21 protein-coding genes and 1 tRNA gene are annotated in these 24,567 nt (G+C 68.8%); 11 read left to right on the top strand and 11 right to left on the bottom strand.

Annotated features, from left to right (window positions below; all coding sequences use genetic code 11):
* Nucleotides 1-78: 78 nt before the first annotated feature.
* From rpsA to polA, 3 genes are all read right to left on the bottom strand, one after another.
* The gene (rpsA, locus tag AB0K18_RS03095) at nt 79-1,560 is read right to left on the bottom strand and encodes a 30S ribosomal protein S1 (protein WP_355427943.1); all 1,482 of its coding nucleotides are present in this window, start codon (nt 1,558-1,560) and stop codon (nt 79-81) included.
* A 192-nt stretch (nt 1,561-1,752) separates the two neighbouring features.
* Entirely contained in the window at nt 1,753-2,847 is a 1,095-nt protein-coding gene (locus tag AB0K18_RS03090) for a polysaccharide deacetylase family protein (protein WP_364908950.1), read from the bottom strand.
* A 72-nt stretch (nt 2,848-2,919) separates the two neighbouring features.
* Complete coding sequence (gene polA / locus AB0K18_RS03085) at nt 2,920-5,610, bottom strand: DNA polymerase I (protein WP_364908948.1); 2,691 nt, start codon at nt 5,608-5,610, stop codon at nt 2,920-2,922.
* Nucleotides 5,611-5,714: 104 nt separating this feature from the next.
* Here polA and AB0K18_RS03080 point away from each other — a divergent pair, with 104 nt between their 5' ends.
* The 6 genes from AB0K18_RS03080 to AB0K18_RS03055 all read left to right on the top strand — a co-directional run bounded on the left by AB0K18_RS03080 (nt 5,715) and on the right by AB0K18_RS03055 (nt 11,076).
* Nucleotides 5,715-6,086, top strand: coding sequence for a hotdog fold thioesterase (locus tag AB0K18_RS03080; RefSeq protein WP_345401541.1), 372 nt, complete (start codon nt 5,715-5,717; stop codon nt 6,084-6,086).
* A 589-nt stretch (nt 6,087-6,675) separates the two neighbouring features.
* The gene (locus AB0K18_RS03075; protein WP_364908945.1) at nt 6,676-7,818 is read left to right on the top strand and encodes a branched-chain amino acid ABC transporter permease; all 1,143 of its coding nucleotides are present in this window, start codon (nt 6,676-6,678) and stop codon (nt 7,816-7,818) included.
* A gap of 16 nt (nt 7,819-7,834) precedes the next feature.
* The gene (locus AB0K18_RS03070; protein ID WP_364908942.1) at nt 7,835-8,833 is read left to right on the top strand and encodes a branched-chain amino acid ABC transporter permease; all 999 of its coding nucleotides are present in this window, start codon (nt 7,835-7,837) and stop codon (nt 8,831-8,833) included.
* Nucleotides 8,823-9,767 carry an ABC transporter ATP-binding protein gene (locus AB0K18_RS03065; RefSeq protein WP_364908940.1) on the top strand — a complete coding sequence of 315 codons (945 nt, stop codon included), beginning with the start codon at nt 8,823-8,825 and terminating at the stop codon, nt 9,765-9,767. The genes AB0K18_RS03070 and AB0K18_RS03065 overlap by 11 nt, the downstream gene beginning before the upstream one ends.
* Before the next feature lie 107 nt (nt 9,768-9,874).
* The gene (locus tag AB0K18_RS03060; protein WP_364565006.1) at nt 9,875-10,609 is read left to right on the top strand and encodes an ABC transporter ATP-binding protein; all 735 of its coding nucleotides are present in this window, start codon (nt 9,875-9,877) and stop codon (nt 10,607-10,609) included.
* A 65-nt stretch (nt 10,610-10,674) separates the two neighbouring features.
* Complete coding sequence (locus AB0K18_RS03055; protein WP_364908937.1) at nt 10,675-11,076, top strand: hypothetical protein; 402 nt, start codon at nt 10,675-10,677, stop codon at nt 11,074-11,076.
* A gap of 61 nt (nt 11,077-11,137) precedes the next feature.
* Here AB0K18_RS03055 and AB0K18_RS03050 read toward each other — a convergent pair whose 3' ends face one another.
* Complete coding sequence (locus AB0K18_RS03050; RefSeq protein WP_364908934.1) at nt 11,138-12,430, bottom strand: ABC transporter substrate-binding protein; 1,293 nt, start codon at nt 12,428-12,430, stop codon at nt 11,138-11,140.
* Nucleotides 12,431-12,618: 188 nt separating this feature from the next.
* On the opposite strand from AB0K18_RS03050, the gene AB0K18_RS03045 reads away from it, so the two are divergent.
* Nucleotides 12,619-13,485, top strand: a complete 867-nt coding sequence (locus tag AB0K18_RS03045; protein WP_364908931.1) for a hypothetical protein — start codon at nt 12,619-12,621, stop codon at nt 13,483-13,485.
* A gap of 125 nt (nt 13,486-13,610) precedes the next feature.
* Here AB0K18_RS03045 and AB0K18_RS03040 read toward each other — a convergent pair whose 3' ends face one another.
* Both AB0K18_RS03040 and AB0K18_RS03035 read right to left on the bottom strand, forming a co-directional pair.
* Nucleotides 13,611-14,912: an ABC transporter substrate-binding protein gene (locus AB0K18_RS03040; RefSeq protein WP_364908929.1), complete on the bottom strand. Its 1,302-nt coding sequence runs from the start codon at nt 14,910-14,912 to the stop codon at nt 13,611-13,613.
* Nucleotides 14,913-15,507: 595 nt separating this feature from the next.
* Nucleotides 15,508-16,092: a response regulator gene (locus tag AB0K18_RS03035; RefSeq protein ID WP_364908926.1), complete on the bottom strand. Its 585-nt coding sequence runs from the start codon at nt 16,090-16,092 to the stop codon at nt 15,508-15,510.
* A gap of 117 nt (nt 16,093-16,209) precedes the next feature.
* On the opposite strand from AB0K18_RS03035, the gene AB0K18_RS03030 reads away from it, so the two are divergent.
* The 4 genes from AB0K18_RS03030 to dapD all read left to right on the top strand — a co-directional run bounded on the left by AB0K18_RS03030 (nt 16,210) and on the right by dapD (nt 18,665).
* Nucleotides 16,210-16,283 (top strand) — tRNA-Leu (locus tag AB0K18_RS03030).
* Between the two features lie 63 nt (nt 16,284-16,346).
* Nucleotides 16,347-17,117, top strand: a complete 771-nt coding sequence (locus tag AB0K18_RS03025; protein WP_364908923.1) for a helix-turn-helix domain-containing protein — start codon at nt 16,347-16,349, stop codon at nt 17,115-17,117.
* Nucleotides 17,118-17,251: 134 nt separating this feature from the next.
* Nucleotides 17,252-17,674 carry a pyridoxamine 5'-phosphate oxidase family protein gene (locus AB0K18_RS03020; protein ID WP_364908920.1) on the top strand — a complete coding sequence of 141 codons (423 nt, stop codon included), beginning with the start codon at nt 17,252-17,254 and terminating at the stop codon, nt 17,672-17,674.
* Nucleotides 17,675-17,699: 25 nt separating this feature from the next.
* Nucleotides 17,700-18,665: a 2,3,4,5-tetrahydropyridine-2,6-dicarboxylate N-succinyltransferase gene (dapD, locus tag AB0K18_RS03015; protein ID WP_355427818.1), complete on the top strand. Its 966-nt coding sequence runs from the start codon at nt 17,700-17,702 to the stop codon at nt 18,663-18,665.
* Nucleotides 18,666-18,775: 110 nt separating this feature from the next.
* Here the strand turns inward: dapD and pyk are convergent, their stop codons facing one another.
* The 5 genes from pyk to AB0K18_RS02990 form a co-directional block, all read right to left on the bottom strand.
* Nucleotides 18,776-20,206: a pyruvate kinase gene (gene pyk / locus AB0K18_RS03010; protein ID WP_364366196.1), complete on the bottom strand. Its 1,431-nt coding sequence runs from the start codon at nt 20,204-20,206 to the stop codon at nt 18,776-18,778.
* A 35-nt stretch (nt 20,207-20,241) separates the two neighbouring features.
* Entirely contained in the window at nt 20,242-20,592 is a 351-nt protein-coding gene (locus tag AB0K18_RS03005) for a DUF2784 domain-containing protein (protein ID WP_364908917.1), read from the bottom strand.
* Complete coding sequence (locus AB0K18_RS03000) at nt 20,589-22,232, bottom strand: S8 family serine peptidase (protein WP_364908914.1); 1,644 nt, start codon at nt 22,230-22,232, stop codon at nt 20,589-20,591. Before AB0K18_RS03000 ends, AB0K18_RS03005 begins: the two co-directional genes overlap by 4 nt.
* Nucleotides 22,233-22,373: 141 nt before the next feature.
* Nucleotides 22,374-23,783: an MDR family MFS transporter gene (locus AB0K18_RS02995; RefSeq protein WP_364908911.1), complete on the bottom strand. Its 1,410-nt coding sequence runs from the start codon at nt 23,781-23,783 to the stop codon at nt 22,374-22,376.
* 150 nt (nt 23,784-23,933) lie between these two features.
* Complete coding sequence (locus AB0K18_RS02990) at nt 23,934-24,515, bottom strand: helix-turn-helix domain-containing protein (RefSeq protein WP_364908909.1); 582 nt, start codon at nt 24,513-24,515, stop codon at nt 23,934-23,936.
* Between the last annotated feature and the right edge of the window lie 52 nt (nt 24,516-24,567).

Below are 24,567 nucleotides of genomic sequence, written 5' to 3'. Positions count from 1 at the left end.
CGGGGCCTTCCCCACTGCTGATGGCCGCCACCTGGCGTGAAGGTCACGCCTCAGGCGGCCGGCGCCCGGTGCGGGGCGTCAGCTCTGGCCGCCCGCGAGCTTCTCGCGGAGCGCGGCGAGCGCCTCGTCAGAGGCGAGCGCGCCGCTGGCCGGAGCCGACGAGGAGCCGCCCTGCTGGGGCTGGGTCTCGCCGCTGTAGGACGAGGGAGCGGCCTCGCCGGCCTCCGCCTCGGCCTTGCGGGCCTCCTCGATCTGCTTCCTGTGAGCCTCGAAGCGCTGCTGGGCCTCGGCGTACTGCCGCTCCCACTCCTCACGCTGCTTGTCGAAGCCCTCGAGCCACTCCCCGGTCTCCGGGTCGAAGCCCTCGGGGTAGATGTAGTTGCCCTGATCGTCGTACGTGGCCGCCATGCCGTAGAGGGTCGGGTCGAACTCGACCTCGGCGCCGACGCCCTCGTTGGCCTGCTTCAGCGAGAGGCTGATGCGGCGACGGTCGAGGTCGATGTCGATGATCTTCACGAAGATCTCGTCGCCGACCTGGACGACCTGCTCCGGGATCTCCACGTGGCGCTCGGCCAGCTCGGAGATGTGGACCAGGCCCTCGATGCCCTCCTCGACCCGGACGAACGCACCGAACGGCACCAGCTTGGTGACGCGGCCCGGCACGACCTGGCCGATCTGGTGGGTGCGGGCGAACTGCTGCCACGGGTCTTCCTGGGTGGCCTTGAGCGACAGGGAGACGCGCTCGCGCTCCATGTCGACGTCGAGGACCTCGACCGTGACCTCCTGGCCCACCTCGACGACCTCGGACGGGTGGTCGATGTGCTTCCAGGACAGCTCGGACACGTGGACCAGACCGTCGACGCCGCCGAGGTCCACGAACGCACCGAAGTTGACGATCGAGGACACGACGCCCTTGCGGACCTGGCCCTTCTGGAGGGTGTTGAGGAACGTCTGGCGAACCTCGGACTGCGTCTGCTCGAGCCAGGCGCGGCGCGAGAGGACGACGTTGTTGCGGTTCTTGTCGAGCTCGATGATCTTGGCCTCGAGCTCGCGACCGACGTACGGCTGCAGGTCGCGGACACGGCGCATCTCGACCAGGGACGCCGGGAGGAAGCCACGCAGGCCGATGTCGAGGATGAGACCACCCTTGACGACCTCGATGACCGTGCCGGTGACGATGCCGTCCTCGTCCTTGATCTTCTCGATCGTGCCCCAGGCGCGCTCGTACTGAGCACGCTTCTTGGACAGGATCAGGCGGCCCTCCTTGTCCTCCTTCTGGAGAACGAGGGCCTCGACGTGTTCGCCGACCTCCACGACGTCAGCGGGATCGACATCGTGCTTGATCGAAAGCTCGCGCGAGGGGATGACACCCTCGGTCTTGTAGCCGATATCGAGAAGAACCTCGTCTCGATCGACCTTGACGACGGTGCCCTCGACGATGTCGCCGTCGTTGAAGTACTTGATGGTCTCGTCGATCGCCGCGAGGAAGGCTTCCTCGGACCCGATGTCGTTGACCGCTACCTGCGGGGTGCTCGAGGTGGCCTCAGTGCTGGACGTCATGTGTGGAATTGCTCCGAACGCGGACAGGATGTCGATGTGGCGGATGCGCGGCAGGCCCTCTTCCGCATCAAGCCGAGGAATTACGACATCGACGTGACCGAGCGCGAGCCCGCTCCGTCTGAGGCGCGCGCGAGCCCACAGCGCAGCGATCAGCATATGAGACCAACGCCACGGGGTCAATCCGGCGGGACGTCAATAGGCGATGACCTGGAGCCCTCGCTTGGCGATGATATTACCTCGAACCTTCTCCGGGATGGAGATCCGCTCGGGGTCGCCGTCGCTGACGTAGCGCTTGCCGGGATGCCGGTCCAGCCAGTCGAGCCAGTATTGGGAGCACCACTTGCGGCACTCGCCCTTCTTGCCGTTGCTCTGGATGCGCTGGATCGCCCCGCGGTCGAACTTTTTCGCGTACGGCGAAAGTGAGGGCTCGGCCCCGGCGAGGAACACGCCCGCGAAATCATAACGCGTGCCGTCCCAGGAGCCGGTCCTGGCGGGCTTCTTCCCCTTGGGCAGGGACCCGTACGGCAAAGCCATGGTCCGGGACGGCGGCGCGCCGAGCTTCTTCAGCAGCCGCTCCAGCCGGACGATCTGCTCCTTGACCTTCTTGCGCTTGAGCGTGCGCAGGTCGGGGTGGCTCCAGGTGTGGTTGGCCACCTCGTAGCCGTGGTCGGTGAGCCACCGCACGGCCGCCGCCTGCGCGTCGTGCTCGCGCAGCCCGAACGGCTCCTTGCTGATCCAGAACGTGGCCACAGGACGGAAGCCCGGGTGCCGGGCGGCGACGTCCTGGATGACGCCCACGGCGGTGTCGGGCAGCGGCCGGCCGTCGGCGCCCAGCCCGAAGTGGCTGGGATGCCCGTCGTCGAACGTCAGCACCACGGGGAACTTGCCGGCCGGCACCCTGATCTCGCCCCTGACGAACTCGGCCGCGGTGATCGGCACGTAGCCGCGCTTGGCCAGCTTCTCCAGCTCCTTCCTGAGCTGGGCGGGCGTGCGGTCGAGCGAGGCGCGCCGCTCGGTGAGGATGCGGTGGTACATCAGCACCGGCACCAGCCCCGCCTCGTTGGCCCGCACCTGCTTGGCGAACTCGGGCGTGGACACCACCCCAGGCGGCTGCCCGACCGCGGTGGGCGCGGGCGGCTCGGCGCTGCCCTTGACGGTGGCGCCTGCCTGCGGCCTGGCGTGCGGGCGCGGCTCGCCCGGCATGAGGGCGAGCCCGATGACGGCGATCGTGATCACCACCACGTTCGCGACGACGATGATCCGCGTGAGGGACGCTGATGACCGCACGAAACTCCCGGCCGCTCGGTGATGACGGCTCCACAGATTAATGCAGAACCGCCCGCAGCGCGGCTTTCGCGGCTAGTGGCCCGCGTCCTCCCAGGTACGGCCGACGCCCACCGAGACCTCCAGGGGGACGCGCAGCCGGTAGGCGGCGTTCATCTGGTCGCGCACCAGCCGGGTGAGCGCGTCGAGCTCGCCGGGCGCCACCTCGAACACCAGCTCGTCGTGCACCTGGAGCAGCATCCGCGAGGCCAGCTCCTCCTCGCGGATCGCCTGGCGCACGTTGAGCATGGCGACCTTGATGATGTCGGCCGCCGAGCCCTGGATGGGCGCGTTGAGCGCCATGCGCTCGGCCATCTCGCGGCGCTGGCGGTTGTCGCTGGTGAGGTCGGGCAGGTAGCGCCGGCGGCCCATGATCGTCTCGGTGTACCCGTCGGTGCGGGCCTGGGCGACGATGGCGTGCAGGAAGTCGCGGACGCCGCCGAACTCCTGGAAGTATTCCTCCTTCAGTGCCCGCGCCTCGGCCACCGGGATGTTGAGCTGCCCGGCCAGCCCGAAGTCGGACAGCCCGTAGGCCAGGCCGTAGTTCATCGCCTTGATGCGGGCCCGCAGCTCGCCGTCGATCTGCTCGGGCGGCAGGTCGAAGACGCGGGCGGCGGTGGCCTGGTGGAAGTCGTGGCCCGACTCGAACGCCTCGATCAGCGACTCGTCGCCCGACAGGTGGGCCATGATGCGCAGCTCGATCTGGCTGTAGTCGGCGGTCAGCAGCGTCTCGTAGCCCTCGCCGACCGTGAAGCCCTGCCGGATGCGGCGGCCCTCGGCGGTGCGGATCGGGATGTTCTGGAGGTTGGGCTTCTCCGACGACAGCCGGCCGGTGGCGGCGATGATCTGGTTGAAGGTGGTGTGGATGCGCCCGTCGTCGGCGATCTCCTTGATGAGGCCCTCGACGGTGGTGCGCAGCTTCTGCTGGTCGCGGTGGCGCAGCATGATCGTGGGCAGCTCGTGCTCGGTCTGGGTGGCCAGCCAGGCGAGCTGGTCGGCGTCGGTGCTGTAGCCGGTCTTGATCTTCTTCGTCTTGGGCAGGTTGAGCCGGACGAAGAGGATCTCCTGCAGCTGCTTGGGCGAGCCGAGGTTGAACTGCTCGCCGACCGAGCGGTGGGCCTCTTCGACGGCGTGCTTGACCGCGGCGCCGAACTCGGCCTCGAGGGCGGCGAAGTATTCGCTGTCGACGGCGATGCCGGCCCGCTCCATCTCGGCCAGCACGGTCAGCAGCGGCAGCTCGACGTCGCCGAGCAGCTGGGTGCCGCCGCGGCCGGCCAGGAAGGTCTCGAGGGAGTCGGCCAGCTCGCGCACGGCGCCGGCGCGCAGCGCGAGGTCCTTGGCGGGGGCGTCCTCGTCGTCGCCGAACAGCGCGGCCTGGCCGTTGTCCTCGTGCTCGGCGCGCAGGTCGCGGTGGAGGTAGCGGCGGGCGAGGTCCTCGAGCGCGAACGTGCGCTGGCCCGGCATCGCGAGGTAGGCGGCCAGCGCGGTGTCGCAGCTGAGGCCGCGCAGCTCCATGCCCTGCGCCCACAGGGCCAGGATGGGCCCCTTGGCGTCGTGGACGGCCTTGGGCCTGGTCTCGTCGCCCAGCCAGGCCCGCAGGGCCGCCTCGTCGCCCTCGGTGAGCTTGACGGGGTCGATGTAGGCGGCGGTGCCGTCGGGCGAGGCGATGGCGACGGCGTCGATGCGGCCGGTGCCGCGGCCGTAGGCGCCCTTGAAGGCGAGCCCGGCGCGGCCCTCGGGCAGCGCGGCGAGCCAGCCGGCCACCCGGTCGGGGCCGAGCAGCACGGTCTCGACCTCGAAGCCCTGCTCGGGCTCCTGCTCGCCGGTGCCGAGCACCTTGAACACCCGCTCGCGCAGCTCGCCGCGGATCTGCAGGGTGTCGAACAGCTTGTTGATCTCCTCGCGGTCCCACGCGCCCTGCTCGAGCTCGCCCGGCTCGGCCTCGACGGGGACGTCGCGCAGCAGCTCGGTGAGCCGGCGGTTCATCAGCACCTGGGCGACGTGCTCGCGCAGCTTGTCGCCGACCTTGCCCTTGACCTCGTCGACCCGGTCGACCAGCGCGGTCAGCGAGCCGAACTCGCGCACCCACTTGGCGGCGGTCTTCTCCCCCACGCCGGGGATGCTCAGCAGGTTGTCGCTGGGGTCGCCGCGCAGCGCGGCGAAGTCGGGGTATTGCTGCGGGGTCAGGCCGTATTTGTCCTGGACCGCGTCGGGGGTGAAACGGGTCATGTCGCTGATGCCGCGCCGGGTCATCAGGACGGTGACGTGCTCGTCGACCAGCTGCAGCGCGTCGCGGTCGCCGGTGACGATCAGGACGTCCATGCCCTGCTCGCGGGCGCGGGTGGCGAGGGTCGCGATGATGTCGTCGGCCTCGAAGCCCGCCTTGGACAGGTGCGGGATGCGCAGCGTGTCGAGCAGCTCGTAGATGAGCTGCATCTGACCGCGGAAGTCCTCGGGCGTCTCGCTCCTGTTGGCCTTGTAGTCGGCGTATTCCTCGTGGCGGAACGTCGGCTCCGACCGGTCGAAGGCCACCGCGACGTGGCTGGGCTGCTCGTCGCGCAGGATGTTGGTCAGCATCGAGGTGAACCCGTAGACCGCCTCGGTGTGCTGACCGTCGGTGGTCATGAGGTTGGCGTCTTTGAGCGCGTAGAACGCGCGATAGGCCAGCGAATGCCCGTCGAGCAGCAGCAGGCACGGGCGGCTGGGGGTCACTTCACTCTTCGGCACACAGGCAGCCTAGTCTGCGTCTCCGACAGAAAACCCGAGCTCGGAAGAGTGGAGGCGTCACTTTGACGCAGACCGACCCTATGGACGTCTCGATATTCGGCGACATGCATGAAGGAACGCTCGCCGACCGGCTGGGCATCGAGTTCCTCGAGGTCTCGCCTGAGCGGGTGGTGGGCCGCATGCCGGTCGAGGGCAACACGCAGCCGTACGGGCTGCTGCACGGCGGAGCGTCGGCGGTGCTGGCCGAGACGCTGGGCTCGGTGGGCGCGGCCGTGCACGCCGGGGCCGGGCGGATCGCCGTGGGCATCGAGATCAACGCCACCCATCACCGCTCGGCCCGCTCGGGCTGGGTGACGGGGGTCGCGACCCGGCTGCACGGGGGCAGGACGCTGGCGACGTACGACATCGAGATCACCGATGAGCAGGGCAGGAGGGTGTGCACCTCGCGGCTCACCTGCATGCTGCGTGACGCCTGACCGTAATGCCCCTTACGTCACTTCGTCCGACCCTTTGCGCATGCCCCCCGCGGGTCGCTACGGTTGTTTCACCAGAGCCCGCGGGGAGGGCCAAGTAGAAAACGTGTCCGGCCCCGCGTATGCGGGGTGCTCCCGTGTACGGCCGGGGATGCCTGACATGGCCCCAACGGCCGCCCCCGCGGGCTCGTCCACCTTTATCTGACGATCGTTACGAGATCGTTTCCTCAAGATGCCAGGCGTCTACCGCGATTTAGCCCCTGACCTGCCGTGTTGTTTGCTCACATCACTGACACACACATGTCACTAATTGGTGACGAACGATACTGAACCGGGCGTCTCCGCAATAAGCTCCCGCCATTGCATCCCAGTTGTGCCTGCGATGCGCGCGTGTCGAGATGGAGGGGCACAACCCCGCCTTGACCTACTTGAGGGAGCACCATTGCGCAGAGCCGTGATCGCGTTCACGGCCTTTCTGAGTGGACTCATCTTCCTGCTCGCCGGTCCCGCGCACGCGGATCCGACGGATTGCCAGGGATTGAGGGGAACGCTCAAACTCCAAGGCCAGCCAGTGAACGGCGTGAAAATCGCCGTGACCACCGAAAGCGGGCAACCCGTCGAGGAGGTCACCACCAGTCCCGAGGGCACGTGGGAAGTTCAGGTCGAGGAGGCGGGTAAATACAAGGTCACCCTCGACCCCAGCACCCTCCCGCAGAACGCGGAGGTGCGCGGCGGCAACAACACCCGTACGCCGACCGTCTACGAGGGCAACTGCTCGGCCGTCCTGTTCGCGCTCCAGCCCAAGGGCGCGGCCGGCCAGGAGCAGCAGGAGGACGCCGGCGGCGCCAGCACGTTCTGGGCCCAGGCCGCGCAGCTCACCTTCGAGGGCCTCAACCTCGGCCTGATCATCGCTCTGGCGGCGCTCGGCCTGTCGCTCATCTACGGCACCACCGGCCTGACCAACTTCGCCCACGGCGAGCTGGTCACCCTGGGCGCGCTGCTGGCCTACGGCTTCAACGTCGGCTTGGGGCTGCACCTCATCCCGGCCGCGCTCATCGCCGTCATCGCCGCGGCGGTCCTCGGCTACTTCCAGGACCGCCTGTTCTGGGGCCAGCTGCGCAGGCGCGGCACCGGCATCATCGCCATGATGATCATCTCGATCGGCGTCGCGCTCTTCATGCGCTACGTCTTCCTGATCTTCTTCGGCGGCCAGACCGAGTCCTTCGCGCAGTACACCGCCCAGCCCGGCATCGAGATCGGGCCCATCTCCGCCGCGCCCAAGAACCTGGTCGCGATGGGCATCGAGCTCGTCGTCCTGATCATCGTCGGGTTCGCGCTGCTGCGCACCCGCACCGGCAAGGCGGCCCGCGCCGTGGCCGACAACCCGGCGCTCGCGGCCTCCTCCGGCATCAACGTCGACCGGGTCATCAGGATCATCTGGACCGGCGGCGGCGCCATCGCCGCCCTCGCCGGCATCATGCTCGCGCTCTCCCAGAACCTGAAGTACACGATGGGCCAGGAGATCCTGCTGCTCATCTTCGCGGGCGTCACGCTCGGCGGGCTCGGCACCGCCTTCGGCGCCCTGGTCGGCTCGCTCGTGGTCGGCCTGTTCATCCAGGTCTCCACGCTGTGGGTGCCGCCGGAGCTCAAGAACGTCGGCGCGCTGGCAGTGCTCATCATCGTGCTCCTCGTCCGGCCGCAGGGCATCCTCGGCCGCCGCGAGCGGATCGGCTGATCGGGGGAGGATCAGAATGGACTGGATCACGATCTTCAGCACCACCATCAAGTCCGCGGTCAACGTGGAGACGGTGCTGTACGGCCTCGCCGCCATCGGTTTGAACATCCACTTCGGCTACACCGGCCTGCTCAACTTCGGCCAGGCGGCGTTCATGGGCGTGGCCGGCTACGGCCTGGCCGTCACGGTCACCGTCATGGGCCTGCCGTTCTGGATCGGCATCGGCGTCGGTCTCATCGGGGCGGTGATCCTGGCGATCCTGCTGGGCATCCCGACCCTGCAGCTGCGGGCCGACTACCTGGCCATCGTCACCATCGCCGCCGCCGAGATCGTCCGGCTCGTCTTCCGCTCGGTGACGTTCAAGGACGTCTTCGGCGGCTCCGACGGCCAGCGCGGCTTCACCGACGGCTTCTACGCGCTCAACCCGTACCCCGAGGGTGACTACGGCTTCAACCTCGGGCCCGTGCCGCTGTTCTTCAACAACCGCTCGATGTGGGTGCTGACCGTCGGCTGGCTGCTCATCGTGCTGTGCTGCTTCATCGTCTTCCTGCTGATGAAGAGCCCGTGGGGCCGCGTGCTCAAGGCCATCCGCGAGGACGAGGACGCGGTGCGCAGCCTGGGCAAGAGCGTGTTCTCGTACAAGATGCAGGCGCTCATCCTCGGTGGCGTCATCGGCTCGCTGGGCGGCTTCATCTACGGCCTGGCGTACGGCTCCGTGCAGCCGGACGTGTTCGGCACGGAGACGACGTTCTACCTCTACACGATGATCATCCTGGGCGGCGCCGCGCGCGTGCTCGGCCCTGTCGTCGGCGCGGCGCTGTTCTGGGTGCTGCTCGTGCTGCTGAACGGCACGCTCAGCGAGGCCGTCGCCGCCGGCTACATCACCATCATCGACACCAACCAGGTCGGTGCCCTGCGCTACGTCCTCGTCGGTCTCGGACTCATCCTGTTGCTCGTCTTCCGGCCACAGGGCATCTTCGGTGACAAGAGGGAGATAGCAATCGATGCACGCTGAGACCCAGACGACGCCAGGCGACCGCAAGGCCGCCGCCCTGGCCGCGTTCAAGGACCTGGCCCGCGATCCCGGCGTGCCCAAGCCGGACCCCGTCCTCGTGGTCGACAAGGTGGTGCGCCGCTTCGGCGGTCTGACCGCCGTGGACGTCGAGCACGTCGAGATCCAGCGCGGCTCCATCACCGCGCTGATCGGCCCCAACGGGGCGGGCAAGACGACGTTCTTCAACCAGCTCACCGGCTTCGACACGGCCGACGCGGGCTCGTGGACGTTCAACGGGCGGCCGATGAACGGCGTGCCCGCGCACAAGGTCGCGCGGGCCGGCATGGTGCGCACGTTCCAGCTCACCAAGGCGCTCTCCCGGCTGACCGTCATGGAGAACATGCGCCTGGGCGCCCAGCACCAGAAGGGCGAGAACTTCTGGCGGGCCATGATCCCGGCCTTCTGGCGCGGCCAGGAGGAGGAGATCACCGAGCGGGCGGAGGAGCTGCTGGCCCGGTTCAAGCTCGACGCCAAGCGCGACGACTTCGCCGGATCCCTGTCGGGCGGCCAGCGCAAGCTGCTGGAGATGGCCCGCGCGCTCATGGTCCGGCCGGAGCTGGTCATGCTGGACGAGCCGATGGCCGGTGTGAACCCGGCGCTGACGCAGTCGCTGCTCGGCCACGTCAAGGACCTGCGCGAGCAGGGCATGACGGTGTTGTTCGTCGAGCACGACATGGACATGGTCCGCGACATCAGCGACTGGGTGATCGTCATGGCGCAGGGCGCGGTGATCGCAGAGGGGCCACCCTCGACGATCATGTCCGACGAGCGCGTGGTCGACGCCTACCTGGGCGCCCACCACGACGCGCCGCTCTCGGAAGGCGACCTTGAGACGCAGCTCCACGAGGCCGAGGCGGCTCTGGAGGCCGAGATCGAAGAGGAGACGCAGAAGTGAGCGCCGACGAAGCGCCTCAGGGACAGGCCGAGGAGCAGACCGAGGAGCAGGCTGAGGAGCAGGCCCCGGCGGGCTCCGAGCGGGCCGTCACCGACCGCAGCGACCACCTGGCGGGCGCCGAGAACGCGGTGCTGCGCTGCGACGAGCTCATCGCGGGCTACCTGCCGGGCGTCAACATCCTCAACGGCGCCGACCTGTACGTCCAGCAGGGCGAGCTGATCGGCATCATCGGCCCCAACGGAGCCGGCAAGTCGACGCTGTTGAAGGCCATGTTCGGGCTGGTCAACATCCGCAGCGGCACGGTCCTGCTCAAGGGCGAGGACATCACGAACATGAAGGCCCACTCGCTGGTCTCGCGGGGCGTCGGCTACGTCCCGCAGACCAACAACGTCTTCCCCAGCCTCACCATCGAGGAGAACCTCGAGATGGGCGCCTTCCAGGTGCCGGGGAAGTTCAAGGAGCGCTTCGAGTTCGTGGCCGAGCTGTTCCCCGCGCTCAAGGAGCGGCGCAAGCAGCGCGCCGGCTCCCTGTCGGGCGGTGAGCGGCAGATGGTGGCGATGGCCAGGGCGCTCATGACCGAGCCGTCCGTGCTGCTGCTGGACGAGCCGTCCGCGGGCCTGTCGCCCAAGCTGCAGGACCTGGTCTTCATCCAGGCCCAGCAGATCAACAAGGCGGGCGTGACCGTGATCATGGTGGAGCAGAACGCGCGCCGCTGCCTGCAGATCTGCCACCGCGGCTACGTCCTCGACCAGGGCCGCAACGCCTACACCGGTACCGGACGGCAGCTCGCCGACGACCCGAAGGTCATCGAGCTGTACCTCGGCACGCTCGCGAAGGCGTAACGGATCACTTTCGAGACGGGGAAGGGACTCCCATGGGAGCCCTTCCCCGTCTTTCAATGTGCCATGTGAACCGTTTAGCGACAGTCGCGCTCGTCCTGCCCCTCGTCCTCGCCGGCTGCCAGGAGTCGGCGTCCTCCTCGGCCAAGTACAGCACCGGCGGCGACCCCACCGACGATCCGTGCGCGCGCGTGGTCTCGGCCATCGGGTACGCCGGCCTCATGCTGGAGCCCAGAGGCCAGGAGGACCGGCAGAACTTCGAGGACGCCGTCATCGGCCGCCTGGCCGAGGCCCACGGCATCACGCGGGAGTTCGCCGACCGGCTGCCCGGCTCGCTGCGGCCGGCCGCCGAGACCGTCAAGCTCACCACGGCCCGCCTGTCCAAGAGCGACGTCCCCAGAGAGCGCCAGGTGGCGCTGCTGAAGCAGTACCGCGCCGCCGCCGACCAGATCGTGGCCGGCTGCACGTGAGCGCACGCGAAAGGGCCCGGCCGTGACGGCCGGGCCCTTCTCTGAAAGTGCCGGGTGGTGCTCAGCCCTCGATGTTGCCGGTACGGTACTCCAGCGCCTTCACCGGGTACTTGTTGTTGTTGCCGTACTGGTAGATGCCGATCGTGGCGACGGCCGGGTCACCGGCGTCGTTGAACTCGACCGGGCCGCTGACGCCCTCGTAGTCGATGTCCTTGCCGGCCTTCAGCAGGTCCACGCACTCCTTGAAGTTCGTGCACTTCTCGCCGCCCTTGCTGACCTCGGCCAGCTTCGCGGCGATGTCCACGCCGGCGTCGCTCTTGGCGGCCTCGGCGGCCAGCGCGATCAGGTTCGCCGCGTCGTACGACTCGGGGGCGTAGGTGTAGTCCTCGAGCTTCGGGTTGACGGCGAGCAGCTTGTCACGGAACTCGTCGGGAGCGGCGGCGCCGGGGTAGGTGCCCTTGACGCCGGTCAGCGTGCCCTTGGGCATCTTCTCGTAGTTGGTGTTCGACATGTTGCCGTCCACCATGTACCACTTGTGCTTGCTGGCCGGCATGCCCTGCTTGACCAGCTCCTGGACGACCTTGGCGGTCTCCTCGAACCCGATGAGCACGATGCCCTTGGGGTTCTTGGCCTTGAGCTTGGCGACGTCGGCCGAGAAGTCGGCCGCCTTCGGGTCGTAGTCGACGCGCTCGACGACCTCGCCGCCGCCGTCGGTGACGGTCTTCTGGACCTGGTCGGCCAGGCCGGTGCCGTACGAGTCCTGCATCGCCATGATGCCGACGGTGTCGTTGCCGTCGGCGATGATCAGGTCACCGAGGACGCGGCCCTGCAGCTTGTCCGGCGGAGCCGTACGGAAGTACAGGCCGTTGTCCTGGATGGTGGTGAACTTGTCCGAGGTGTTGGCCGGCGAGAAGTGCACCACGCCCGCACCCGTGATCTTGTCGATGACCGACTCGGACACCGACGAGGACGCGGCGCCGATGATGGCGTCGGCCTTCTGGGCAAGCAGCTTGTCAACCGACTGCGAGGCGATGTTCGTGGTCGTGTCGCCGGAGTCGGTGTCGAACTTGGTGACGGGCTTGCCGAGCACGCCACCGGCCTCGTTGATCTCCTTCACCGCCGCGTCGACACCTGCGAACTCGGGCGGGCCGAGGAACGCCAGCGAACCGGTCTGGGGCAGCAGCGTGCCGAGGGTGAGCGTGCCATCGCCCTTCGCCGCGGGAGCGGAAGAGGCCGGTGCGGCACTCTCGGAAGTCTGCGTGGCGGTGTCACCGCCACCACCGCAGGCTGTCAGGGCCAGGCTGGTGGCAGCCACGACAGCCAGCGCCCGTCCCACGGGAGCAATGCGGATCATGAAGTGTCTCCTTCATTCCAGGCCGGGATCCGTCAGCACCGCCGAGCGTTCCCGATCGAATGCAGGAAACGTACAAAATCGTCGCATGCTCCAACCAGATGCGCCGAGGAACTGTCGGCACTTGGATGCGGAGTCGTAATCACTCCTCAACTTACGGGACCTGCATAAGGATGCTTAATGTGCATCTGGTGAAGCGCATAACCCCCGCCCTCGTGACGGCGCTCCTCGCGGCGGGCTGCACCGGCGCCGCGCCGGCTTCCCCGCGGCCGGCCGCACCGCCGCCGGGGGTCACGGTCTCGCTGGCCCAATACCGTTCGGACGAGCCGGTGCACGTCCTTCAAGTGGCCGTCCGAAATACTCATGAAACACCGGTTTATTTCGCTGATGTCCAACTTGTCACGGCGTCCTTCAAGACCCTGCCGCCGCAGCGCGCCGACGCCACCATCCGCAAGACCGCGCGCACCGACCTGCCCCTCACCTACGGCCCCGCCACCTGCCTGCCCACGGGCCTGCCCACGCGCCTGCCCGAGGTGGCGCCCGCCACCGTCGTCGCCCGCGTCAGCACCGGCGGCGAGCCGCCGCGCGCCGTCGCCTTCCCCGTGCCGCACCCCGACCCCCTCCTGGCCAGGCTGCTGCGCGACGAATGCGCGGAATACCTGGTCAAGCAGACCGTGACCATCGAGTTCGGCCCCGAGTGGAGACAGACCGGATCAGGCCCGGACGCGGTCATGCGCGGCGACCTCGTCGTCACCCGGCGCGGGCCCGGCCTCGTCCGCCTCACCTCCATGGGCGGCACCACCCACTACATCGTCGAACACGCAGAGCCGCTCGGCACACTCGACGCGGAGGCGCGGCAGGTGCGGCTGCCGATCCGCCTCACCCCCGGCCGCTGCGACGCCCACGCCTTCGCCGAGGCCAAGAAGGCGTTCCTGTTCCCCGTACGCGTCACCCTCGACGGCGGCGACGAACGCGTCGTCATCGTCACACCGCCCAAACCCCTGCAGGACAGGCTCATCCAGTACGCCGCCCGCGCCTGCGGACTGCCCCAGCAGTGAAACCGGCAGTTGAACCGGCAGTTGAACCGGCAGTGAGAACCGGCAGTGGGAACCGGCAGTGGGAACCGCAAGGAAAAACCGCCCCTCCCGCGGGCGCGACGCGGGGGAGGCGGTCAACCGGGGGGTCAGCCGGCGATGTTGCCCGTACGGTACTCGATCGCCTTGCTCGGGTACTTGTTGTCGTCCCCGTACTGGTAGACGCCGATCGTGGCCACCTGCGGGTCACCGTTGTCGTCGAACTCGACCGGACCGCTGACACCGTCATAGTCGATGTCCTTGCCGGCCTTCAGCAGCTCGACGCACTCCTTGAAGCTCTTGCACTTCTCGCCGCCCTTGCTGACCTCGGCCAGCTTCGAGGCGATGGAACGGCCGCTGTCGTCCTTGGCGGCCTCCGCGGCCAGGGCGATCAGGTTCGCCGCGTCGTACGACTCGGCGGCGTAGGTGAAGTCGTCGAGATCCTTGTTGATCTCCTTGAGCTTGTCCCTGAACGCGTCCGGCGCCTCGGCGCCCGGGATCGTGCCCTTGACGCCCTTCAGGGTGCCCTTCGGCATCTTCTCGTAGTTGGTGTTCGACATGTTGCCGTCCACCATGTACCACTTCACCTTGTCCGCGGTCAGGCCCTGCTTGACCAGCTCCGCGACGACCTTGGCGCCTTCCTCGAAGCCGATCAGCACGACCGCCTTCGGGTTCTTCGCCTTGATCTTGGCGACGTCGGCCGAGAAGTCCGCGGCCTTCGGGTCGTAGTCGACCCGCTCCACCACGCTCGCGCCCGCCGCCTCGGCCGTCGCCGTCACCTGGTCGGCCAGGCCCGAGCCGTACGAGTCCTGCATCGCGAGGATGCCGACCGTGTCGTTGCCGTCGGCCGCGATCAGGTCACCGAGCACCCGGCCCTGCAGCTTGTCCGGCGGCGCCGTACGGAAGTACAGGCCGTCGTCCTTGATCGTGGTGAACTTGTCCGAGGTGTTGGCCGGCGAGAACTGCACCATGCCCGCACCCGTGATCTTGTCGATGATCGACTCCGACACCGACGAGGACGCGGCGCCGATGATGGCGTCCGCCTTCTGCGCGATCAGCTTGTCCACCGACTGCGAGGCGATGTTCGTGCTGGTGTCGCCCGAGTCGGTGTGCACCACGTCGATCGGCTTGCCGAGCACCCCGCCGGCCTCGTTGATCTCCTTCACCGCCGCGTCCACGCCCGCGAACTCGGGCGGGCCGAGGAAGGCCAGCGAACCGGTCTGGGGCAGGACCGTGCCGAGCGTCAGCGTGCCGTCGCCCTTCGCCGCCGGCGCCGAGGAGGCCGCCGAGGTCGCGGGGGCGGCGGACTCCTGCGCGGCCGTGTCGCCGCCGTCACTGCCACATGCCGTCAATGCCAGGCTCGCCGCGGCCGCGACCGCCAGGACGCGGCCGGCCGGAGCAATGCGGTTCATCAAGATGAGACTCCCCCTATCTCAACGAAGGGACGATCGCCTTCGCTGGGTTTACCGGGCTCAGCTTGCCCGTTGTGGGGTGAAATGGGGAGTTCTTCCGATACTTTTATGCCAATTCGTAATGTCGCAAACACTGATAGTAATGGTTTGTTTCAGCAGAGTTACGGACATGACTCGCTAGGCAGGTCTGAGCGACGATATTTCCGGACACAGACCAAAAACACCCCACGAGCCCCTTACATCCCAATTCCCGGGCACCCAGCTTCGCCCAGCCGAAACCCACCCGGAAGCAACCCGAAACCCACACGGAACGCCCCCACCGGACACCGGCAGGAACCCTCGCACCCTCCGACTCCAGCACGCTTGGAACCCGGACGCACGGAAGGCCCGGACCTACTGGACGCTCGGGACCAGGAAGACCCGAGCAACTGGACGCCCGGGACCAGGACGACCCGGACTCAGGAACGCCGGAGCCCGACCGACGCCCGCCTCAGAAACTCCGACCTTGGGAGCTCCGACCTGGGAAGTTCCGGCCCCGGGAGCTCCGACCCCGGGAGCTCCGGCCCCAGGTGCTCCGGCCCCAGGTGCTCCGGCCTCAGGAGCGGTCCGCCGCGTCCGCGATGACGATCTGAGCGACCTCACGCATGCTCAGCCGCCGATCCATCGACGCCTTCTGGATCCACCGGAACGCCTGCGGCTCCGTCCACCCATGCTGCGCCATCAACTGACCCTTGGCCCGCTCGACCAGCTTGCGCGTCTCCAGCCGCTCGGACAGGCTCGACACCTCGGCCGCCAGCGCCACCATCTCGTCATGCCTGCTGACCGCCATCTCGATCGCCGGCACCAGATCCGCCTTCGTGAACGGCTTGACCAGATAGGCCATCGCCCCCGCGTCCCTGGCCCGCTCCACCAGATCACGCTGGGAGAACGCGGTCAGGATGAGACAGGGGGCGATGCGCATCTCGGTGATCCGCTCGGCCGCCGAGATGCCGTCGAGCACGGGCATCTTCACGTCGAGGATGACGAGGTCGGGTTTCAGCTCGGCGGCCAGCCGGATCGCCTGCTCACCGTCACCGGCCTCGCCCACGACGACGTAGCCGTCCTCCTGGAGCATCTCCTTGAGGTCGAGGCGGATCAGGGCCTCGTCTTCCGCGATCACTACTCGCCGCTGCGTACTCACGAGCAGAAGAGTACAGACGTCCGGTAGATTAGATCCACGCTGGATCGATCCGGCCTCTGGTTAGGCTAGGATTCGAACGCGCAGGACCCCCATGCGTCCGGACATTCCCGGATCTCAGCCCCGGTATTCCAATTGGCAGAGAAGGCGGATTCAAAACCCGCACAGTGTGGGTTCGAATCCCACCCGGGGCACTGACACGACCGCCTGGCTACCGGCCGGGCGGTTTTGTCGTAGATGACTGCGACACTCTCCGCATGTACGATCTCGCAGTCCGTGAGCAGGCTCTCCGGCTGCTCGCCTCCGGGCTCAGCATAAGCGAGGCGAGCCGCCAGACCGGAGTCAGCCGCGCCGCCATCAAGGAGTGGCGCGACCGTCCGGCATCAGACTCCCTCATGACCGGCACGTGCCCCCGCTGCGCCACAATCCCCCACCTCCCCGCCCCTGCCGACACCTACGCCTACCTGCTCGGCCTCTACCTCGGCGACGGCTGCATCTCCTGGGTCGGAGACCGCGCCAAGCGCGTCTGGTCCCTGCGCATCATGTGCGCCGACAGCTGGCCCGGGCTTGTGGGCGAATGCGTCGAGGCGATGCGGGCGATCCGGCCGACCAACAAGGTCCGGGTGCTGCAGCGGCAGGGGTGCAGCGAGGTCAACTCCTACTCCAAGCACTGGCCGCACCTGTTCCCCCAGCACGGTCCCGGCAAGAAGCACGAGCGCGCGATCACCCTCATGCCCTGGCAGCAGGAGATCGTCGCCACCCATCCCGGGCGTTTCGTGCGCGGGCTCATGCATGCCGACGGCTACCGGGGGCTCAACCGCGTCCGGCGCGAACTGCCCGGCGGCGTCCGCTGCTACGCATACCCGCGCTACCTGTTCAGGAACGAGTCGGCGGACATTCTCGCCCTGTGCGGTGCGGCGCTCGACCTGCTCGGGGTCGCCTGGCGCCACAACAAGCGCAACGAGCTGTCGGTCGCACGGCGGGAGGCGGTGGAGGTGCTCGATCGGTACGTCGGGCCCAAATACTGATCGTTCCTGTGGGGTTCCTGGGGTGGGAGGCGTCAGGGAGGGAAGGGTGAAGCATGGTGGGGTCGTGACTTTTCGGGATCCCGCCCAGCGGGAATAGCCGTTGCACGATCGATGAAATACGGGGGTGGGGTGGGATGCCGTTGAGTCTGGCGGATCGGGAGGCGTTCCTGGCGGAGGCGCACATCGCGAGTCTGGCCGTCGAGTCGGGTGACGGGCGGGGACCGCTGACGGTGCCCGTCTGGTACGACTATCTCCCGGGCGGCGAGGTCAGGTTCCTGACCGACGGCGACTCGATCAAGGCCAGGCTGATCGCGAAGGCGGGGCGGTTCTCGCTGCTGGTGCAGCGGTCGAGCCCGACCTACCGGTATGTGTCGGTGGAGGGCCCTGTGGTGCGGTCGGGGCCGACGACGCTGGAGGATCTGACCCGCATCTCGTCCCGTTATCTGCCGCCCGACGCCGTGTCGGGGTATGTGCAGGGTTCCGATCTCAATGTGCTGGTGACGTTCAGGATGCGGCCCGAACATTGGCTGTCGGCCGACCTGGGCGCTCTGGGCTGAGCTCAAGAACGGTATTTTTGGGCCCGTGACTGCTATCGACCCGACCTCGATCGGTGCCTTCGGCACCGGCCTGGCGACCATCGCCGCTGACGGCACCGTACTCGACACCTGGTTTCCCGCTCCCGAGCTGGGCGACGCGCCGGCCGCGGGGACGCGGCGGCTGTCCGGCGATGAGGCCGGGGAGCTGGCCGAGCTGACCGGCCCCGACGCGGCGCGCGGCGTGGAGGTGGTGGCGGTGCGCACCGGCATCGCCAAGCTCTCCGAGCCGCCGGCCGACGCGCACGACGTCTACCTGCGCCTGCATCTGCTGTCCGCGCGTCTGGTGCGCCCTCATGGGGTGAACCTCGACGGCGTGTTCGGTCTGCTGGCGAACGTGGTGTGGACCAACTTCGGGCCGTGCCCGGTGGCGGACTTCGAGCGGACGCGGCTGCGGTTGCGCGGGCGGGGGCCGGTGACGGTGTACGGCGTGGACAAGTTCCCGCGGATGGTCGACTACGTGCTGCCTTCCGGGGTGCGCATCGCCGACGCCGACCGGGTGCGGCTGGGTGCGCATCTGGCGTCCGGCACGACGGTGATGCACGAGGGCTTCGTGAACTTCAACGCCGGCACGCTGGGCGCGTCGATGATCGAGGGCCGGGTGTCGGCCGGCGTGGTCGTCGGTGACGGCTCCGACGTGGGCGGCGGCGCCTCGATCATGGGGACGCTGTCGGGCGGCGGCAAGCAGGTCATCTCGATCGGTGAGCGCTGCCTGCTGGGCGCGAACGCCGGGCTCGGCATCTCGCTGGGTGACGACTGCGTGGTGGAGGCCGGCCTCTATGTCACGGCGGGCACGCGGGTGACCCTGCCCGACGGCACCGTGGTGAAGGCGGCCGAGCTGTCGGGCTCCAACGGCATCCTGCTGCGGCGCAACTCGCAGACGGGCGCGGTGGAGGCGCTGCCGCGCCAGGGCGGGAAGGTCGAGCTCAACGCGGCCCTGCACGCCAACGACTGACACCCTGCCCATGACTGGTGGGCCGCCGAACGGGCGGCCCACCACGATGCGTGACGGCAACGGCCGCCGTGAACCCCGGGCGGCAGGCCGCGGGGCTGGGTGGGTGGGGGTCAGTGGGCGTGGGAGACCGCTGAGCCGATGGTGTGGACGCGCAGGGCGTTGGTGGAGCCGGGGGTGCCGGGAGGCGAGCCGGCCACGATGACGACCTTGTCGCCCTTCTCCAGCCGTCCGAGCGACAGCAGCGACGCCTCCACCTGCCGCACCATGTCGTCGGTGTGGTGCACGAACGGCACGTGGAAGGTCTCCACCCCCCAGGTCAGCGAGAGCTGCCCGCGTACGTGGGGCGCGCTGGTGAAGGCCAGCAGCGGGATGGGCGAGCGGTAGCGGGCCAGGCGGCGCGCGGTCTCGCCGGACATGGTGAAGGCGATGAGCGCCTTGGCGCCGACGATGGCGCCCACCTCGGCGGCGGCCCTGGCGATGGCGCCACCGGTGGTCTCGGGCATGCGCTCGAGGGTGTGGGTGGCGTGCAGCGAGGACTTCTCGGCGGCGCAGGCGATGCGGTCCATCGTGGAGACGGCTTCGATCGGGTAGTTGCCGACGGAGGTCTCACCGGACAGCATGACCGCGTCGGCGCCGTCCATGACGGCGTAGGCGACGTCGGAGGTCTCGGCGCGGGTGGGGCGCGGGGAGTTCATCATGGAGTCGAGCATCTGGGTGGCCACGATGACGGGGTGGGCCTTCTCGCGGCACAGCTCGATGATGCGGCGCTGGACGATCGGCACCTGCTCGAGGGGCAGCTCGACGCCGAGGTCGCCGCGGGCGACCATGATGCCGTCGAAGGCGTCGACGATCTCGGGGAGGCGGTCGACGGCCTGCGGCTTCTCGATCTTGGCGAGCAGCGGCAGGCGTACGGCCTCCTGCTCCATGATGTTGCGCACCACGTCGGCGTCGGACGGGCGGCGGACGAACGACAGGGCGATCATGTCGAAGCCCGTGCGCAGCGCCCAGCGCAGGTCGGCTTCGTCCTTGTCGGTCAGCGCGGGGGCGCTGACGTTGACGCCGGGCAGGTTGAGGCCCTTGTTGTCGGAGATCATGCCGCCGATGACGACCCGGGTGATGACGCGGTCGCCGTCGACGCGGGTGACCTCGAGCACGAGGCGGCCGTCGTCGACGAGGATGGTGTCGCCGGGGCTGACGTCGTTGGGCAGTCCCTTGTAGGTGGTGGAGACCTGTTCGCGGTCTCCTGGGACGTCTTCGCCGGTGATGGTGAAGACGTCGCCGAAGCCGAGCCTGACGGGGCCTTCCTCGAAGGTGCCGACTCGGATCTTGGGGCCCTGCAGGTCGGCGAGGACGCCTACACCGCGGCCGAGGTCGGCCGCCACCTCCCTGACCCGGTCGTACACCTCTCTGTGCATGTCATGGTTGCCATGGCTGAGGTTGAACCGTGCTACGTCCATGCCCGCCGCGATGAGCTCGCGGAGGCGTTCCTTGGACGATGTGGCGGGGCCTAGGGTGCAGACGATTTTCGCGCGACGAGTCACGAGTCCTACCTTAATTGGTACAGACCACTTGGCAGTCACTGACGACGGAGAACGTACCCGACGTATGAGAACAGAACGAGAACGGCGACCGCCAGTCGCGCCACGTTCGTGTACTCCTCCGGGTAGATCACGCCTTCGATGTAGTGGTCGATGAAGCCGCTCGCGGGCAGTCCTGCCTCGCCCGCGTGGCGACGTGCCCAGTCTTCCACGAGTGTGAGCGGGCATTCGACGCCGGTCACGACGGACAGCACTCCCCAGGCCGCGACGGCGAGGTGGATCCAGATCGTGCGGCGCCAGCGCCAGGCGAGGAAGCCGCCTAAGGCCAGGTAGGCGAGAAAGGCGAAATGTACCCCCATCGCGGCGTCGGCGAGGAGGCGGTGCATCATGGCTGCGCGGTCGCCGCCTTCCAGGCGTTCACGATGCCGTGACCGTAGAAGCCGTTGTCGTCGGTGTCGCCCTGGCACAGGTGTTTCTCGCTGGTGCCGAAGGCGTTGTAGGTGTACTCGCGCGGGCTGGGGCAGGCCTTGGGGGTGGCGGTCTTGTAGAGCAGGTCCTGGACGGTGTCGGGGGCGAGTTCGAGCCCGCCCTTGCCGGGCTTGCCGAAGCGGCTGATGAGGATGGCGGCGACACCGGTGGCGTGCGGCGCGGCCATGGAGGTGCCTTCGAGGTACTGGTAGTAGGAGCAGGTGCCGCCGGTGCAGTCGCGTACGACGTCGGCGCCCTTGGGCTTGCCGTCCTTGCCGACGCGGCCTGCGGCGCGCAGCACGTGTTCCGGGGCGGCGGCGAGGATGGACCTGGTGACGTTGACCCCCTGCCCGTCGAGCACGTCGCCGCCGGGGGCCGAGACGTCGGTCTGCTCGACGCCGTAGTCGCTGTAGGCGGCCTTGCGGCCGGAGGGGCCGAGCGCGGAGACGGAGATGACGCCTTTGGACTCGGCCGGCACGTTGATGCAGGAGTTGTCGATCTTGCGTTCCTTCTCGTCGCCTTTGGGGTAGCCGGGGCTCTGCTTGTCGATCTTGGGGTTGCCGAGGTCGGTGGAGCCGTTGCCGAGGGCGGAGATGAGGGTGACGCCGCGCTTGCGCGCGTAGTCGAGTGCGCGCTGCATGCCGGTGATGATGGCGCGCTGTTCGAGCTGCTGTTTCTTGGTGTCGGACTTGTTGGCGCGGCAGTTGAACAGCCAGGGGTCGACGTAGTAGCTCATGTTGACGACGTCGACGCCGATGTCGGCGGCGTAGGTGAGGGCGTCGAGGCTGGGCTTGAGGAAGAAGAAGCCGGAGTCCTGGCCTGCCCTGATGTTGACGATCTGGACGCCGGGCGCGACGCCGGCGATGCCGATGCCGTTGATGGGCGAGGCGATGGTGCTGGCGACGTGGGTGCCGTGGCCGTCGTCGTCGGCGTCCACGGGGTCCTTGCAGTTCTTGGCCTCGCAGGGGCCGTCGAGGGTCTCGCCGTAGTCGTCCTTGGGGCGGTCGGTGACGAAGTTGCGGCTGAGCTCGCGGTTGAAGTTGGGGGCGATGTCGGGATGCTTGCCGTCCACGCCGGTGTCGATGACGCCGACGAGGACCTTCTTGCTGCCGGGGACCTTGGCGTTGGCGCGGTCGGCGCCGATCATGCGCATGTCCCACTGGCGGGGGGCGAGGGGTTCGCCGGCCCGCTTGGTGAACGCCTGCTCGTCGGGGAGTGCTCGCGTGACGGGCTTCGATGCCGTACGTCCGATGCTGCGGTCGGGGCTGACCCCGACGACGGCGGGGTCGCCGCCCACGGCCGCCTGGAAGCCGTCGCCGCCGGCGGCGAGGAGGTAGCCGAGCTTGGTGTCGTCGGCGACGGTGGTGCCGCCGGCGCGTTCGACGGCGGCCTTGGCCGCACGCCCCCGGCCGTGCTCGTAGAAGACGAGGTATTCGGGCTGTCCCTGGCCTTGCGGGGTGGGTTTGCGGGCGGCCTCGCCGGGCTGGGGGGCGGTGGCCGAGCAGGCCGCGATTGTGAGCGCGGCGGCCAGCGCCGTCATGCCAGAGGCGAGCCGCCGCATAGTTCCCCCTACGCCTGAATGCCGCAGAATCTGAATGTTCCCGACAGTCAACCAGTGATGCCACCGAGTGGTGAAATTTCGGTTGATGGTGGACGAAGCGGACCACTATCCCCCAGCCCGCTTCGCCCCTTCAGGCGCGTGTCAGTCGCGGTGGCTCAGCCGTACGTCGGGAAGCCAGGCCAGCAGCACCGCGGCGGCCAGCAGGATCGGCCCGGTCCACGCGAACACCCCGGTGATCGCGTCCGCGAAGGCCAGCTGCGTGGCGTGCCGTACGGCCTCGGGCAGCGCCTGGACGGCGGCGGGGGTGAGCGCGGCCTGCCCCGGCGCGAGGCCGGCGGCGAAGACGCCGCCGAGCACCGACACGCCCACCGCGCCGCCGACGCCACGGGCGAACGTGACGGCCGAGGTGGCCGCGCCCCGGTCGGCCGCGGGCGTGGTGGTCTGGACGGCGAGCAGCAGGTTCTGCCCCATCACACCAAGCCCGAGCCCGCACAGCACCATGTACGCCCCCGACGCGACCGCCCCGGTGCCGAGGTCCATGGTGGCGAACAGCAGCCCGGAGATCCCGGCGCAGACGGCCCCGCCCACGATGAGCCACTTGTACCGGCCGAGCCTGGTCACCAGCTGCCCGCCGAACGTGGAGGCGACGATCATGCCGCCCATGAGCGGGAGCAGCAGCAGCCCGGAGTCGGCCGCCCCGGCGCCGCGCGCGAGCTGCAGGAACATGGGCAGGAAGGTCGCCAGGCCGAGCATCGCGGTGGCCATGAGCACGACGGTGACGATGGGCAGGGTGAAGGAGGCCGAGCGGAACAGCCGCAGCGGCAGGATGGGCTCCTCCGCCGCGCGTTCCGCGAGGACGAACAGCAGGGCCAGCAGCACCGCGCCGGCGCCGAGCCCGATGATGACGGGCGAGGTCCAGGCGTGCACGGTGCCGCCCCAGGAGGCGAGCAGGGTCAGGCAGGTCAGCAGCCCGGCGATGAGCGCGGCGCCGAGCCAGTCGACGCGGTGCGGCGAGGTGCGGCGGGGCAGCTTGAGCACGGCGAAGGCGACGGCCAGGGCGACGGCGCCGAGCGGCAGGTTGATGTAGAAGATCCAGCGCCAGGAGACGTGCTGGGTGAGGTAGCCGCCGACGAGCGGCCCCGCGATGGAGGCCAGCCCGAAGACGCCGCCGAACAGGCCCTGGAAGCGGGCGCGCTCGCGGGGGGTGGCGAGGTCGGCGGCGATGGTCATGGTCAGCACCATGAGGCCGCCCGCGCCGATGCCCTGGAAGGCGCGGAAGGCGATGAGCTGGCCCATCGACTGGGCGACGCCGCACAGGGCCGAGCCGATGACGAACAGGACGATGGCCGCGAGGTAGAGGGTGCGGCGGCCGTACATGTCGCTGAGCTTGCCGAACAGCGGGGTGGCGATGCCGGAGGTCAGGGCGAACGCCGTGACCAGCCAGGACAGGCTCTCAAGCCCGTGCAGCTCCCCCACGATGGTGGGCATGGCGGTGGCCACGACGGTCTGGTCGAGCGCGGCCAGGAACAGGGTGATGATGAGTGACCCCATGCTGACCCAGAGTGTTCGTCTCGGGGTGGACCGCTGGGGGATTGTCGCTACCATGAGTCGACTCCTTGCTTCTTTTTCGCGAGAGGGCAGGAGTGATCCGCGGCGATCGGGGGTGCCACCCCGGTCGCCGCTTGTCTTTCCTCAGGAGAGTCAGAGTCCGTTTTCGAGCAGCGTGTACGCCTCCTCGAGCAGGTCCTCCACCGCTCCGCCGCCGGCCAGCGACTCCTGCACGGCCGAGATGGCCGCGCCGAAGGTGGCGATGACGAGCAGCCTGGCGTGCACGGCGCTGGTGACGCCGGGACGGCCGCTGACGGCGCCGAAGAGGCTCTCCATCAGCTTCGTCTCGTCCACGGCCCTGGCCTTGGCGGCCAGCTCGGGGTGGCGCCTGCGCAGCTCGGCGAACGGCTTCATGTCGGCCATGATCGGCCGCAGCCGCGCGGCGAGCGTACGCGCCACGACTTTGAGCGACTCGAAGGCGGGCTCGTCCGCCGGCCTTTCCCGCAGCAGCCCGATGAACTCCTCGGGCGTCCACATGGGGCCGGGGGCGAGCGCCTCCTCCTTGGAGGCGAAGTAGTTGAAGAAGGTGCGCGGCGAGATGTCGGCCGCCGCGCTGATCGCCTCCACGGTGGCGGCTTCGAGCCCCTGGTCGAGCGCGAGGCGGACGGCGGCCACCCTGATGGCCTGCCGCTTCTCGGCCCGGCGGCGCTCACGCCGCTCCTGCGGACTCTCCATGCCTTGCACAGTACGCATTTTTTGCACACTCTGCAAGTCATGCAGAGTGTGC

It is taken from the genome of Nonomuraea sp. NPDC049421 (assembly GCF_040677005.1).
GTDB classification, from domain to species: Bacteria; Actinomycetota; Actinomycetes; order Streptosporangiales; family Streptosporangiaceae; genus Nonomuraea; species Nonomuraea salmonea.
Note: the sequence above shows the minus strand (reverse complement) of the source record. Positions and strands in the feature narration are given on the sequence as shown.